Origin of the sequence: Bacillus sp. FJAT-25509 (genome assembly GCF_001420605.1) — a bacterium.
In the GTDB taxonomy this organism is placed as follows: Bacteria; Bacillota; Bacilli; order Bacillales; family Bacillaceae_G; genus Gottfriedia.
Map to the genome: position 1 here is coordinate 430,835 of NZ_LJIZ01000016.1, position 13,901 is coordinate 444,735.

At 32.6% G+C, this 13,901-nt stretch carries 14 protein-coding genes; 1 reads left to right on the plus strand and 13 read right to left on the minus strand.

Features of this window, described 5'->3' with window-relative positions:
* Positions 1-39 precede the first annotated feature (39 nt).
* The 9 genes from AN960_RS11285 to AN960_RS11325 form a co-directional block, all read right to left on the minus strand.
* On the minus strand, positions 40-1,506 hold the full coding sequence (locus AN960_RS11285) for a UDP-N-acetylmuramoyl-L-alanyl-D-glutamate--2,6-diaminopimelate ligase (RefSeq protein WP_056471098.1): 1,467 nt from the start codon (positions 1,504-1,506) through the stop codon (positions 40-42).
* Positions 1,507-1,531: 25 nt separating this feature from the next.
* A complete protein-coding gene (locus tag AN960_RS11290) occupies positions 1,532-3,484 on the minus strand; it encodes a stage V sporulation protein D (RefSeq protein ID WP_056471103.1) in 1,953 nt (650 codons plus the stop codon).
* 133 nt (positions 3,485-3,617) lie between these two features.
* The gene (locus tag AN960_RS11295; RefSeq protein ID WP_082459472.1) at positions 3,618-5,828 is read right to left on the minus strand and encodes a penicillin-binding protein; all 2,211 of its coding nucleotides are present in this window, start codon (positions 5,826-5,828) and stop codon (positions 3,618-3,620) included.
* An 11-nt stretch (positions 5,829-5,839) separates the two neighbouring features.
* Positions 5,840-6,205 carry a cell division protein FtsL gene (ftsL, locus tag AN960_RS11300; protein WP_056471108.1) on the minus strand — a complete coding sequence of 122 codons (366 nt, stop codon included), beginning with the start codon at positions 6,203-6,205 and terminating at the stop codon, positions 5,840-5,842.
* A gap of 12 nt (positions 6,206-6,217) precedes the next feature.
* Positions 6,218-7,150, minus strand: coding sequence for a 16S rRNA (cytosine(1402)-N(4))-methyltransferase RsmH (gene rsmH / locus AN960_RS11305; RefSeq protein ID WP_056471111.1), 933 nt, complete (start codon positions 7,148-7,150; stop codon positions 6,218-6,220).
* A gap of 31 nt (positions 7,151-7,181) precedes the next feature.
* Positions 7,182-7,613, minus strand: coding sequence for a division/cell wall cluster transcriptional repressor MraZ (mraZ, locus tag AN960_RS11310; RefSeq protein ID WP_056471113.1), 432 nt, complete (start codon positions 7,611-7,613; stop codon positions 7,182-7,184).
* A 205-nt stretch (positions 7,614-7,818) separates the two neighbouring features.
* A complete protein-coding gene (bshC, locus tag AN960_RS11315) occupies positions 7,819-9,447 on the minus strand; it encodes a bacillithiol biosynthesis cysteine-adding enzyme BshC (RefSeq protein ID WP_056471115.1) in 1,629 nt (542 codons plus the stop codon).
* Between the two features lie 26 nt (positions 9,448-9,473).
* Positions 9,474-9,866 carry a DUF3397 family protein gene (locus tag AN960_RS11320; RefSeq protein WP_056471117.1) on the minus strand — a complete coding sequence of 131 codons (393 nt, stop codon included), beginning with the start codon at positions 9,864-9,866 and terminating at the stop codon, positions 9,474-9,476.
* Between the two features lie 6 nt (positions 9,867-9,872).
* A complete protein-coding gene (locus AN960_RS11325) occupies positions 9,873-10,760 on the minus strand; it encodes a 2-dehydropantoate 2-reductase (protein WP_056471119.1) in 888 nt (295 codons plus the stop codon).
* A 147-nt stretch (positions 10,761-10,907) separates the two neighbouring features.
* On the opposite strand from AN960_RS11325, the gene AN960_RS11330 reads away from it, so the two are divergent.
* On the plus strand, positions 10,908-11,321 hold the full coding sequence (locus tag AN960_RS11330; RefSeq protein WP_056471123.1) for a GNAT family N-acetyltransferase: 414 nt from the start codon (positions 10,908-10,910) through the stop codon (positions 11,319-11,321).
* A 47-nt stretch (positions 11,322-11,368) separates the two neighbouring features.
* Here AN960_RS11330 and AN960_RS11335 read toward each other — a convergent pair whose 3' ends face one another.
* From AN960_RS11335 to AN960_RS11350, 4 genes are all read right to left on the minus strand, one after another.
* Positions 11,369-11,950 carry a hypothetical protein gene (locus AN960_RS11335; RefSeq protein ID WP_056471126.1) on the minus strand — a complete coding sequence of 194 codons (582 nt, stop codon included), beginning with the start codon at positions 11,948-11,950 and terminating at the stop codon, positions 11,369-11,371.
* A 77-nt stretch (positions 11,951-12,027) separates the two neighbouring features.
* Positions 12,028-12,795 carry an enoyl-CoA hydratase/isomerase family protein gene (locus tag AN960_RS11340; RefSeq protein ID WP_056471129.1) on the minus strand — a complete coding sequence of 256 codons (768 nt, stop codon included), beginning with the start codon at positions 12,793-12,795 and terminating at the stop codon, positions 12,028-12,030.
* A 182-nt stretch (positions 12,796-12,977) separates the two neighbouring features.
* Positions 12,978-13,151, minus strand: coding sequence for a 50S ribosomal protein L32 (gene rpmF, locus AN960_RS11345; protein WP_025672195.1), 174 nt, complete (start codon positions 13,149-13,151; stop codon positions 12,978-12,980).
* A 55-nt stretch (positions 13,152-13,206) separates the two neighbouring features.
* On the minus strand, positions 13,207-13,722 hold the full coding sequence (locus tag AN960_RS11350; RefSeq protein WP_056471131.1) for a YceD family protein: 516 nt from the start codon (positions 13,720-13,722) through the stop codon (positions 13,207-13,209).
* Positions 13,723-13,901 lie beyond the last annotated feature (179 nt).

Here is a 13,901-nt window from a genome sequence, read left to right on the forward strand (position 1 = left end):
ATTATGAAATCAATTTTTCACATTACAAAGAAGAGGATATTATCCTCTTCTTTGCAAAATAGCTTCTTTAGCTTCTTCAACATCATCAAAATGTGAAACATTCGTTCCTACAATCTGATATGTCTCATGACCTTTACCTGCAATAACAATAATATCATGTTTTTTTGCATTTTGAATCGCAAATGTTATAGCTTTTTTACGATCTTCTATTACCGTAATATTATTATGCTCTAATCCGCGTTTCATGTCTTCTAAAATTAAGGTTGGGTCTTCTGTTCTTGGGTTATCAGATGTAAAGATCGCTTTAGTTGAAAGATCCGCTGCAATCTTACCCATTAGTGGACGTTTTGTTCGATCACGATCTCCACCACAACCAACAACAGTAAATATATCATTTTTTGCAAATTGCTTAACAGTATTTAATACATTTTCTAAACTATCTGGTGTATGGGCATAGTCTACAATAACTGTAAAATCTTGACCAGCATTAACTGCTTGGAAACGTCCTGGTACACCTTCAATTGTTGCTACAGCGTCTAGGATTGTCTCCATTTCGATATTTAATGCGATTCCTGCACCGATTGCAGCTAACACATTATATACGTTAAATGTTCCAATTAGATTCATTACTACAACATATTGTTTATTTAAGAAATGTAAAGTGAATCTAGTACCAGCATTCGTTAATTCAATTTCATCAGCAAACAAGTCAGCTTCTTGACTTAAACCATAAGTAATTAAATTAGCTTGCGTAAACTTCATATATTCATCAGAAGCAGGATCATCATTATTTAGGATTGCAAATTTAGGTTTTTGCGTTGAGAAGCTATTACCTAATTGAGAGAATAATATACCTTTAGCTTTTTTATATTCTTCCATCGTTCCATGATAATCTAAGTGATCTTGTGATAGATTTGTAAAAACAGCAATATCATATTCACAACCATGAACACGCCCTAAATGTAATGCATGTGAAGAAACTTCCATAACTGCAGTATCCACATTTGCATCAACCATTTTTGCAAACATTGATTGTAAAGTTAAACTATCAGGAGTTGTATTTTTTGTTTCAAAAATCTCTTCTCCAATTTTCATTCCAATTGTGCCAATAACACCAGTTTTTTTCTTATTGTGTTTAACAATCTCTTCAATAATATATGAAGTTGTGGTCTTACCATTCGTACCAGTAATACCAACTAGATTTAGTTTGTGAGTTGGGTTTTCATAAAAGGCATTACCAATAACAGCCATTGAACGATTTGTGTCTTTCACATAAGCTACTGGAACATTCGATTCAATTGGTTTTTGTGCAAGTATTGCTACTGCGCCGTTTTCAATCGCTTGATTTACGTACTTGTGGCCATCAACTGTATACCCCTCGATACAGATAAATAAATAACCTGGTTTTACATTTCTTGAATCCATTTCAACCCCAGTGATTTCCGGATTTTCAGATGGAAGATTCACTAAAGGCTTTAATCTTGATAGTAAAGTATAAAGTTTCATAGTAATTCCTTTCGTTTACACTAAATCATTTTTTATCTTTAGTCTTAGATTTAGTTTCTTCTTTCGTTCCTAAATAAATTCTAATTTTAGAACCTTCTTTTAGTTTAACACCTGCTTTTGGTGCTTGGTCAACGACAATATTTCCACTGCCACTATATTCAATAGTAAAAGTATCTAGCAAAGGTTGCAAATCTTTTTTCTCCAAACCAATTAAATTTGGTACTTCATATGTTGGTGTATCACCATATACGAATTTTTTTGGGATTTGATTTTTTCTAGGTGGTACGCCTAAAACTTGCATACTATCACGAATAATATTCCCTACTATTGGAGCAGCTACAACTCCCCCAAATTGAACAGTGCCTTTTGGATTATCAACTGCAATATATACCACTATTTGAGGATTGTCTGCCGGTGCAAAGCCTACAAACGAAACGATAAAGCTACTATCATCATATCGTCCATCTTTAACTTTTTGAGCTGTTCCAGTTTTACCTCCAACACGATACCCTTCCACAAATGCACCTTTACCAGTACCTTGTGCAACAACACTTTCTAGAGCTAATCGTACCTTTTTAGATGTATCAGGAGAGATCACTCGTCTTTTTGATATTGGTGTTTTACGACTTACTACTTCGTTTGTAACCGGATCTACAAACTCTTTAGCGATATAAGGTTGGTAAAGAATTCCCCCATTAATAGCAGCTGATACTGCTGCAACTTGCTGAATTGGTGTAACTGATACACCTTGACCAAAAGCAGTTGTTGCTGCTTCAACTGGACCGACTCGATCCATACTGAATAAAATTCCTGAGCCTTCACCTTGTAAATCAATTCCTGTTTTTTGGCCGAAACCAAAATTACGAATATATTTAAATAGACGATCTTCTCCTAAGCGATTACCTAATTCTACAAATCCTGGATTACATGAATTTTGAACTACCTCTAAGAATGTCTGGGAGCCATGTCCACCTCTTTTATGACAACGCAAACGAGCTCCAGCTACTTCAGCAGCCCCATCATCATAAAAAGTGTCTTTATTCAAATCTACTAACCCTTCATTTAATGCTGCTGCGAGTGTGATAATCTTAAAGGTTGAACCTGGCTCATAATTTGACCAAACAGGTAAATTTCGATTATATACTTCAGGAGAAACATTTTTAAAATTAGTAGGATTGAAGCTTGGACGACTACTCATTGCCAGTATTTCTCCCGTATTCGGATTCATCGCAATTCCAATCATTGAATCAGGATTATATTGAGCTGTCGCATTATTCATTTCTCGTTCAAGAATTGTTTGTATACGCGAATCTACAGTTAATTTTAAGTTTAAACCATTAATCGGCGGAATATAGTCGTCTGCAATATTGGGCATTCTTTGTCCCTTAGCGTCAGAATAAAATTGTACACTACCTTTTTCACCACTTAATTGCTTGTCATAATAAAGTTCTAATCCATTTAAACCTTGATTATCAATTCCTGCAAAACCTAAAACATGAGAAAGATAGTCACCAAATGGATAATATCTTTTAGAATCCTCTGCTATGTAAACACCAGCTATGTTAAGATCTCGGATTTGTTTAGCTTTCTCATTTGTAATTTTAATACCTTCTGTACGAATGTGTTCCATACTAGATCTTTTCGTTAAAATCTTATAAAGTTTTACTTCGGAGATTTTTAAAATTGGGGCAAGTTTCTCAGTCGCTGCTTTAGGATCTTTAATTTGCCTAGGAACGACTAATACAGATGGAGCACTTTTATTAGTAGCAAGAGCAACACCATTACGATCTAAAATTTCACCACGCTTCGGTTCAAATGGAATGTCTCGACTCCACGAGTTTTTCGCTCGCTCAGTTAAAAGATCACCCATCGCAAATTGTACATAACCAAGCCTTGTTGCAATAATAGAAAAAATCAATAAACCACCAATGAATACAAAAAATAATCGTTTTCGAACTGTTACATTAGATACTCGCATCGAAACGAACACTCCTCTACATTATGTTCGTTTCAATATATGCTTGTACCAATTACAATAGACCTCCTAGCTTTGTATTGTCCTAGGAAGGCCTATTATAATTTTTATTTAATTGATTCTTACTTCAACCTTTTTACTCTTGCCCATCTCCATTTACATCAGTGCCATCTTTTACATCAGTATTTTCTTTGGTAGATCCATTCGGTTTCGCTAATTCAATTGTTAAATAATCATTATCCCGTAGCTCTGAATCCTCTTTAATACTCTGACTCGTTACGAAACCAGATCCTTTTGAAGAGATTTTCAGCTTAAATAATTTACCTAAACGATTAACATCCGATTTTGACCAACCAACGATTGACGGCATCGTATTTGTACCATTTGTCTTGAGATAGATTTTAGTACCTCTAACAACTTGAGTTTTGGACTTAATTGATTGTCCAGTAACTTCTAACCCATTACCTAATAATACTGGTTTCAATCCTTCAGATACAGCTAAAGATTTTGCTTCATCTAAGGTTAGACCTTTCAAATTCGGAATCTCAATACTTTCTTTATCGATTAATTTATCTACCTTTGCATTTTCAACTGGCTCAACCTTCATATACTCTAATGCGCCTTTAGTCACAGTTCTAAATATTTCAGAAACACCGTCTGAACCGATTTCAGTCGCTTCAAGTTTTGGACGAAGCATTGCTACATAAACAACCAATTTAGGATTATCTGCTGGTGCCATACCGATAAATGAAAATAGATTTTGACCACGTCCTTTAAGATATTTCCCGTGATCGTCAACAACTTGGGCAGTACCAGTTTTACCTGCTACTGAGTAGCCTTCAATCGCATAGTTATGCCCTGTTCCGTGTGGCGCAGTAATAACTGTTTCTAATAACGCTCTCTCTCTTTTTGCTGTTTCTTCTGTAATTGGATTACCAGCAACCTGAGATTTATAGTCTTTAATAACTTTATTCGTATCATGCTCGACAATTTTGTCAACAAGATAAGGCTTCATCATTTTCCCATTGTTAGCAATAGCACTTGCAGCTTGGATAATTTGAACTCCAGTTACTGTAGATCCTTGTCCAAAAGCAGTTGTAGTTTTTTCAAGTGGATAATTAAATACTAATTTACCACTTGATTCACCTGGAAGATTAATATTAGTTTTTTGTGTAAATCCAAAGTTTTTATAATATTGTAAAAATCGATCTGCACCTATTTTTTCATTAAGTAGAATCGAAATTCCTACGTTTGAAGACCTTTGAATCCCCTCATCAAAAGTAATTGATCCCCATCCGTTTCGATTTACGTCATGGACAGTGCCTCCACCTGGTACTTTATATCGACCTGATTGGAAATATTCATTTCCATTATAAACTCCTTCATTCATTGCAGCACCTAAAGTGAATATTTTCATCGTAGAACCTGCTTCAAATGCATATGAAATCGGGTCATTCGTATAGTTTGTAATGTCATGAAGATTCGGATTGAAGCTAGGACGATTACTCATCGCAAGGATTTTACCTGTTTTTGGGTCAGAAACGATTGCCATAATTTTTTCTGGCTCATATTTTTTTTCAACGCTCGTCATTGCGTCTTCTAGTAAACTTTGAATCTTTGTATCTATTGTTAAATACACATCATCACCGTTGTGCGGAGGAATAACCTTTTCATTTACATATGGTAATATATTGCCTTTTCGATCACGTAAAAAGCTTCTTTTACCATCCTGTTCAGTTAACTCAGTATTTAATGATTTTTCTAATCCCATTTCTCCAATTAATTCGCCATTATCATTTATATTTGTGTAACCCAAAGTATGGGATGCAAAAACACCATTTGGATAATAACGTTGCTGTGAAGGAGTAAAAACAATACCAGGTAGCTTTAATTTCTCAATTTGTTCTTTTTTGCTTTGAGAAATATTTCTTCCACCTGGTCCTAATTCAACTTGATATTTTGGTTTACCTAATTTCGCTAAAAGATCCGATTCATCAATACCTAAAATTGGTGCTAATTCACTTGCGGTTTTTTCTTTGTCTACGACATGTCTTTTCACTTTAGAGTTTTTTGATGCACTTGGATCTAGAACGGCCGAAACAGTGTATGCTGTCACCTCTTCCGCTAGTGGAACCCCATTTGAGTCATATATTGTTCCTCTTTTAGCAGGAATTTTTTGAGATGTATTGTAATTCTCATCAGCATATACTTTTAAATTTTTACCTTCTACTGTGTTTGATAATTGAATATAAGAAAGTCTAGCAACAAGGGAGATAAAAAGGACTAAAGTAGCAATAAAAAACCAACGAATACCATAATTTGTGTATTTATTTTTTTTCTTACTCATATCATAATCTCCTACTTGCTAGTGTCGGTAAACTTTACGTTATTACTATCAATATTTAAACCTAACTCTTTTGCTTTTTGCCATATTCTCTCATATGTGCTTAATTCATCAATCTTCATTTTCAGCTCAGAGTTACGCTGTTTTCCATTTACAATTTCATTTTTCACATTTTGAATTTTTAAGTTTGTATCATATATTTCCGCTTGGGTTTTAATGATTTTTGTCCCCATAAAGAAGCATGCAAAAAGAAATACTAAGTAAAGTATTTTTTCAAAAGGTGTAATTTTTGATACTTTCTTATGTTTTTTCTTGTTAGAAGGTCTTTGTTGTAAATCAGTAACTTGTGTTTGTTGTAGCTTTCTAGCCAAATTACTCATTATTTTCCCTCCTTATAATTTTTCTGCAACCCTTAGCTTTGCAGATCTTGCTCGTTTATTAAATTCGACTTCTTCATCTGTTGGTAAAAGCGGCTTTCTTGTCACTAGTTTTAACTTAGGCTTAAACTCATCTGGAATAATTGGTAAACCTGGTGGTAACGGTGGAAGCGAACTAGCTTCTTTAAAAATCGTTTTACAAATACGATCCTCTAATGAATGGAATGTTATTACACTAATTCTTCCTTTTGGTTTTATAAGCGTAATTGCATCTTTTAGAGCTTCTTCAAATACACCTAGTTCATCATTTACAGCTATACGAATTGCTTGAAAAATTCTTTTAGCAGGATGTCCACCTGTTCTTCTTGCAGGTGCAGGTATTGCATCTTTAATGATTTCAACTAACTCAAAAGTGGTTTCAATCGGCTTCTTAGCTCTTAACTCTTCAATCCTTCTAGCAACTTGTTTAGAGAATTTCTCTTCTCCATATCGGAAAAATATTTTCACAAGTTGCTCATATGGCCAGTCATTTACGACTTCATATGCTGATAATGTTTGTTCTTGATTCATACGCATATCAAGAGGTGCGTCTTGATGAAAACTAAATCCACGTTCAGCTACATCTAATTGTGGGGAAGAAACACCTAAGTCAAATAAGATGCCATCAACTTCATAAATTCCTAAATTATGGAGTTCTTCTTTTATATGTTTAAAATTACTTTTTACAATTGTTAATTGATTTTCATATTTATTCAATCGCTCTTTTGCATGTCTAATTGCTGTTTCATCTTGGTCAAAAGCAATTAATCTGCCCTTAGATGAAAGTTGAGATAGTAAGTATTCACTATGACCTCCACCGCCAAGAGTACAATCTACATAAATGCCGTCTTCCTTAATATCTAAAGAATCAACAGTTTCTTTTAATAAAACCGTAATATGTTCAAACATGATGCTTTCACTACTTTCAATTTGTTAATTTTTAAAAGTCAAATCCGATTAAGTTTTCGGCTAACTCACCAAATGACTCTTCTGATTCATTCATATATGTATTCCAAGTTGATAAATCCCAAATCTCAATACGATTTGTAACACCAACTACTACACATTCTTTTTCTAATTTTGCATAACTGCGTAAGTTAGGTGTTATATTAATTCTCCCCATCTTATCCATCTCACATTCCATTGCCCCTGAGAAGAAAAAACGGGTAAATGCTCTCGCATCTTTTTTAGTTAGTGGTAGTGTGCGCAGTTTGTCTTCAATTAAACTCCATTCGGCCATTGAATAACCAAATAAGCATTGATCCAAACCTCTTGTAACAATGAAGTTTTCACCAAGCTTGTCTCGAAATTTAGAAGGTATAATAAGACGTCCTTTTACATCGATATTATGTTGATATTCACCGATAAACATCCTATTCCCCCACTTTCTAACACAAACTTACCACATTCCCCCACTTCTTACCACCTTTTCTAAAAAATTCTTTAAAAAACGAAAAAATCCTGCTAGCAGTGCAGCAGGATTTCATTTTTATTATAAAATTCAGCTTATTTCAATGTTTGTTCCCTATAAAAAACAACTATCTATATTAATAAAAGCAATATTTTTGATTATAGGCTTAAATTTTTACGATTTGATGAGCGTAATCCCATGATAGTTCTAAATCACAAAGTTCATGAACAAAATCAAAACCATATTTATTAATATAGTAGAGAATATTTAGTGTTCTTTCTTGAGGTCTCCCATTTGGAGAAATTGAACAGATGATTCGATTCCACTTTGTGATCTGCTCTTCATTTTGCTTTAAAATTGATTCTTCTATTTTTCGTTCTAAAAGTAGAATTTGTTCTTCTATCTTTATATAATTCTTAATAGAAAAATCCTTTAAATTAGGTGTAACTTTTTTCGTTACATCTTGAAGAGGTTTATGCAGTTCTTCTAAAGATTTTTTTGCATGACTAAACACTTCTTTATAGTCTAGTTTCACTTGATTTTTAATCCATTCAACCTTCTTTTCTTCTAATGAAGTTTTCAGTACATCATTAATATCTAATGAAAAATCTTTTAAAGCTGATACGATATTTCTTTCAAAAATAGTAAACATATGTCTTAAAAACACAGGTGGCATTTCAAGGTCAAATAAATTAAAAATGTCCTTTAGCTCCGCCCAATAAGCAATTTCACCTGGGCCCCCGACAAATGCTAATGTAGGAAATAAATACTCTTGCATGACTGGTCTAGTAACAACATTATTACTTAATAACTCTGGCTGTTCATTCGCTATTTTGATCAACTCATGCTTAGAAAATTGATAATTTTTATTTTTCGTTTGAAAAACCTCTTCATTTTCAGACACTTCAAGTAACTGTCTACCTTCATTACTATGGTAAAAAAGATGAATGCTCTGTTCCGAAATTTGAAGTGTTTCGTGGTACCCAGATTTTATTAACCTGCTTTTTGTATCCTTTAAAACCCCTCTTACGATATCTTGCTTTTGAACCATTTCACTAAACAAAGATGACTCCAACTCTCGGACATTCGGATCATCGGCATCAACTAAGACAAGTCCTTCTTTTTGGAACAATTTAAAAATAATCTTCGCAAAAAAATCTACGTAAGTAGTAGATTGCTCAATCATCGAATATAGTTCTTCAAGTAATTCCTTCGAATAATTCGTTTCATCAAACGTTTTAACGATTTTATCAATCCACTTTTTCATCTCCTGTTGATCTAATTCTGTTTTAGAAGCAGCATGAGAATAAGTCGTTTTTTGATAAAAGGTCTGTTTTTTCACTGTATTGTTCTCAATTGTATGAATATGGTTTATTTCATCTATATCGTGGTCTTCACCAGCAATCCAAAATACCGGGACAACTGTTAGACCATGATCTTTTTCATATTTCTTTGCCAATTGAATAATTGAAATAATTTTATTTATGGAATACAATGGGCCAGTTAATAAGCCAGCTTGTTGTCCACCAATTACAACAAATGAATCTTTATTAAGTAATTTTTTCACATTTTCTAGTGATTCATTACTTGCATGATGCTTATGATGAAACTTCTCGAGTGCATTAACTAATCCTGTGCGATTATAAGAACGTTCCATTACATTTTTAATTCTATATTCCATTTCTTCCTTTACTAATGGATTTTCACCAAAGAAAGAAGAAATTACTTCATTTCCATTTACAAAATCATTAAGCAATTTATTTTGCCCGTCTAAATGGACTGTACTAATTTGCATTACGAACTTCCTCTCTCGCTCTTCAATTAGGCATTATACTCAGTTATTTTTAAAACTAAACCAGCCAATACAGTAATACAATGAAGAATAATAAACAGAATACATGACATTCTCCAAAAACCTTTTAGTAGCTTAGTAAACCGAATATCTCTTTTTGCTTTCCATTGAAGAATAATACTAATAAATAAGATAACCAATAATAAATTAATTAATATCCAACCTGTTGCAGTTGGAAAAATCATATTTAATACAAAATAAAATGAACTAATATATAGAATTGTAGATAAATCTAACGTAAAAAGCAAAAGTTTACGCTTGTTATTTTTAAAAAATAATTTTAAAAACATATAGATAAATATTGTAGAAAAAATCGGAAATTCAATTAATAGCGAAATAAAGAAAATGAAAAATTTTTCCAAAAAGAATTACCCCTTTTTCTTCTCAAGTCCTTTTATACTATTGTACACAAGTTCAATTGTCGGTACATTTATATTTTTATTAATTGCCAATTTTTTAACAAATCCTAGCATACTTTCAATTTCTGTTTGTCTACCGTGAAATAAATCTCGATTCATTGATGAGTAGTTCTCTTTAGTTTTCTCACATATTTCTACTACTTTATCCCACTCACTTTGGTTATTTAAATCTAGGATCGTTACAACCTCATTAAATAATAATTTACAAATTGGTTTAAAATACTCATTAGTGATTAATTCACCATTTCGAACGTTCAATATAGACGTTAAGGGGTTAATAATACAATTTATTAAACACTTTTGTTTTATTATATATTCCCAATCATCTTGGCTTTTGATTGGAAACTCAACTGTATGTAGACTCGATAAATGATTTAGTGCATCTATTTCCCCTTTTATTTGTCCAATTCGAATAATACCTTTACCTGTATGTGTTATTTCATTTGGAGAAGTTTTTAATGCACCATGTTCAACTATTCCTATAAAGCAATTTGAAATTGGTAAATTTTTAACGATTTCAATATGAGACATTCCATTTTGGAGAAATAATATATTCTCCCCCTCATATTGATTTAACGTGTTTACGATTTCATTTAAATGATATTGCTTAACACAAACAATTAAGAGATCGAACGTGTTTATTTTAGGTAATAATTTTTTTGCTGTTATACACATTTGTTTCGTTTTTTCATCTACTGAAAGTATAACACCTAAGTTATTTATAAGATCTGCCTGTTCTTCTGTTCTCGTAAACAATGTAACATTATGTTTATTTTGATACAAATACGATGCTGTAAGAAGACCGACGGCACCACCACCAATTATTCCTATTTTCATTGATTTCTCCATTCGAAAAATTATTTTTCCATTATTATCTTTTTGATAATAAATTTACACCTAATCTATCTTTTTTTAAATTTAATTGTACGATATAATTATATTTAAAATATTAAAAATTTACATTCTTTTTAAGGGGGAGCTTTTTTGAACATCAAGATAGAACGTTTACAAATAAATTTTAAAACACTTGAACAATTTCAGCAATTTTCCGGTTACGGTTTACAAGAGCTATCAATGCTTGAAGATCTTGAATCAAATTTAATTGACAACGAGTTTCAATCTCCTTTCTATGGTATATATTTAGGCAAGGCACTTATTGCCCGAATGAGTTTATATACACATAGTGAAAATAATGAAGAAATAATTGAAATAAATAAGATGGAAGTTCTACCTTATTATCAAAAGAATGGGTACGGAAAAGAATTAGTAAATTTCGCTAAATCCTTTAAGAAAACAATTAAAACTATACCAAGAGCAAATTCAAATGAATTTTGGAAAAAGCAACGTTTCATTGAGGCAGATTCTGAATTCGTCATTTGGAAACCTGAAAATAAATAAAGACAAAAAACTCAACACCCCTTTTGGAGATGTTGAGTTTTTTCTTTTTATTTTACCTTCGTGTCATTTTTAGAACTAACATTTACAATTTTTCGTTTTTGATCTAGAAAATCAAATAAATGTTCATATTCATTTTGCAGCTCATTTAGTTTTTCAACTAGTTGTTGCTTTTCAATTTTCAATTGTTCGTTTTCTTGCTTATATTTCAATAGCTTTTTTTCTAGAGATTGTATATCTTTAATTCGTCCACCGGCATCAACTTTTAATCTCAAATATTCAAGGAATTTATATACTGACTCAAAAGTTATTTCGGAATGACCTTTTTCTGTTGTAGCATCTTCATGAGTCTGATTCGTAATTGTTTCCAAATCACGCGTTGGTTCTACTTCATTAGAATGAACAGCTTGTTTTTTACTACTATTTTTTGCTTTTTCAATCTCTTCTTTATAGAACTTTCTAACAAAAGAATTCCATCTGTAACCACAAGCAGCAGCTGTCCTTGATAGGTTCTTTGCTACAACTTTAAATGCCATTAATTGAGTTGACCCTTCATTTATGGTTTTTAAAACTACTTCAGCTAAGTAGTTATCTTCATCTTTTGTCCATGCATCCTGGCGATTTGCAACCATTTGCAATCCCCTCCAATTTTCTTATGCAATAAGCAGATTTTACTAATTCATATGCACAAAAAAATGAAGGTAGAAGATTACTTTTCCAATTTTTTTGTAAATTGTTCGATATTTTTTATATGTTCATCTGAAAACCAAAGTGGCATAGCTGAAAAAACTTCTTCTTCCATTCTTCTCTTAAGATTTTGCTCGGTCCATTTGCGAATAAGTATTTTTTTATTTTGATGATGGATTTGTGCTGGAATACTTCGAGCTAAACTTATAAAACTTTCATTATGTAAACTTGTTAAATCTTTTGATAGTTCATGTATAAAGCCGATCTTCTTAGCTTGAAATGCGGTGTAAATATTAGAGGATGATAGTAAAGTAATCCAATCTTGATGACTCATTTTTTCTTGAAGTATGGTACCTCCACCCCATGAAGTTGGGATTCCCATTCTACCTTGAATAAATCCTATTTTTGCATTATGACTCGCGTATCTAAAATCGAATGCACTAGCGAGTTCGCAGCCACCACCTAAAGCATAACCATTAATAAAACAGATTGTAATTTGAGGTAACATCGCTATTTGATATATCAATTCACACATTTTTAGATTAAAAGATTCCAATCCACTTAAATTATTTTTAAACTTTAAGATTGTGTTTAAATCCCCACCGGTACAAAAATATTTCATACCTTCCCCAGTTAAAACAACTAGTTTACTTTGGGATTTCATTCGGATTTCTCGGATAATTTCAGAAAGTTTTTCTACAGTATTTTCATCAATACAATTCCCGTAATTAGGCCTATTTAAAAATATATAATCTATTTCATCTCTTTGATAAGTAATTACTTCAGACATTGGAATCCCTCTCTCTTTACCTAGTTTCCTATTAGTTTTTATTATACTATACAGGAATTGAAATGGGCAGAGGTAAGAGGAAGCATGACTTTAGAGGATTTGATCGTATAAAGACAGACAAACGAGGTTTAAAGGCAAAAGGAAAAGCACATAGTTTCCTATGTGCTCATTCAAAGACTAGCTTATTTGCTAAGTACTTGTTTTCCTTTGTAGTGTCCGCATGATTTACATACGCGGTGTGCTAATGTTAATTCGCTACAGTTTGGGCATTCAACCATTCCAGGTACCGCTAATTTAAAATGCGTACGACGCTTTCTTTTTACAGTTTTGGACGTTCTTCTTGCAGGTACTGCCATTGATCCCACCTCCTTAAAGTGAGTGTTTGTTATGAAGCCGGTTATCCGGTACTTCTCAATTATCTTGTTTGTCAAAAAATTTTGCTAATCCAGCAAGTCGAGGGTCAATTTTTTGCTCTACTTCGACATGTTCCCTAACTTCCCAATCTGTTCCTGACGTTGGAGCTGTTTCTTTCCCTTCAATATCCTCTGCATAAACCTGCATTGGAATCTCAGCTAAAATACATTCCTCAATCACTGGGGTTAAGTCTAACACGTCACCCTCTAGGATGTGAAAATTCTCATCTTCACTTTTCCATTCTGATGTTGTAAAAAATGTTTCTGTTGTGGTAATCGACAAAGGATATTTTACATCAACTAATGTTCTTACACAAGGTAAAATTAAATATCCAGTTATTGTTAAATGAAACGTATATCGGTTCGTTCCAAAATCAACTCGTCCAGTAACTCGAATTGGAGCAACCTCTCGAATATCAGTATTACGTTCCTTTATTTGACTTACATCAATTGTCTCATCTAAATTTAAACCTTTATGTCTTAATTTCTGCAACTGGTGCACTGACCATTTCATAAATAAACCACCTCAAGGCAACAATGAAAATTATATATTCTTTATAATCACTTGTCAATATTTTTTCTTTACACTTCCGAAAAGCGGAGGCGACTGCTTAGCTCCGACAAGCATAAGACGATTTTTGGCTAAGATTTGCACTTTAATCTTAGACGAAAATTGGCTTATGACCTCGAGGA

Coding starts and splice junctions, on each gene's coding strand:
- AN960_RS11285 (WP_056471098.1), bottom strand. CDS start 1,506: ATGAAACTTTATACTTTACTATCAAGATTAAAGCCTTTAGTGAATCTT.
- AN960_RS11290 (WP_056471103.1), bottom strand. CDS start 3,484: ATGCGAGTATCTAATGTAACAGTTCGAAAACGATTATTTTTTGTATTC.
- AN960_RS11295 (WP_082459472.1), bottom strand. CDS start 5,828: ATGAGTAAGAAAAAAAATAAATACACAAATTATGGTATTCGTTGGTTT.
- ftsL (WP_056471108.1), bottom strand. CDS start 6,205: ATGAGTAATTTGGCTAGAAAGCTACAACAAACACAAGTTACTGATTTA.
- rsmH (WP_056471111.1), bottom strand. CDS start 7,150: ATGTTTGAACATATTACGGTTTTATTAAAAGAAACTGTTGATTCTTTA.
- mraZ (WP_056471113.1), bottom strand. CDS start 7,613: ATGTTTATCGGTGAATATCAACATAATATCGATGTAAAAGGACGTCTT.
- bshC (WP_056471115.1), bottom strand. CDS start 9,447: ATGCAAATTAGTACAGTCCATTTAGACGGGCAAAATAAATTGCTTAAT.
- AN960_RS11325 (WP_056471119.1), bottom strand. CDS start 10,760: ATGAAAATAGGAATAATTGGTGGTGGTGCCGTCGGTCTTCTTACAGCA.
- AN960_RS11335 (WP_056471126.1), bottom strand. CDS start 11,950: ATGGTTGCAAATCGCCAGGATGCATGGACAAAAGATGAAGATAACTAC.
- AN960_RS11340 (WP_056471129.1), bottom strand. CDS start 12,795: ATGTCTGAAGTAATTACTTATCAAAGAGATGAAATAGATTATATATTT.
- rpmF (WP_025672195.1), bottom strand. CDS start 13,151: ATGGCAGTACCTGCAAGAAGAACGTCCAAAACTGTAAAAAGAAAGCGT.
- AN960_RS11350 (WP_056471131.1), bottom strand. CDS start 13,722: ATGAAATGGTCAGTGCACCAGTTGCAGAAATTAAGACATAAAGGTTTA.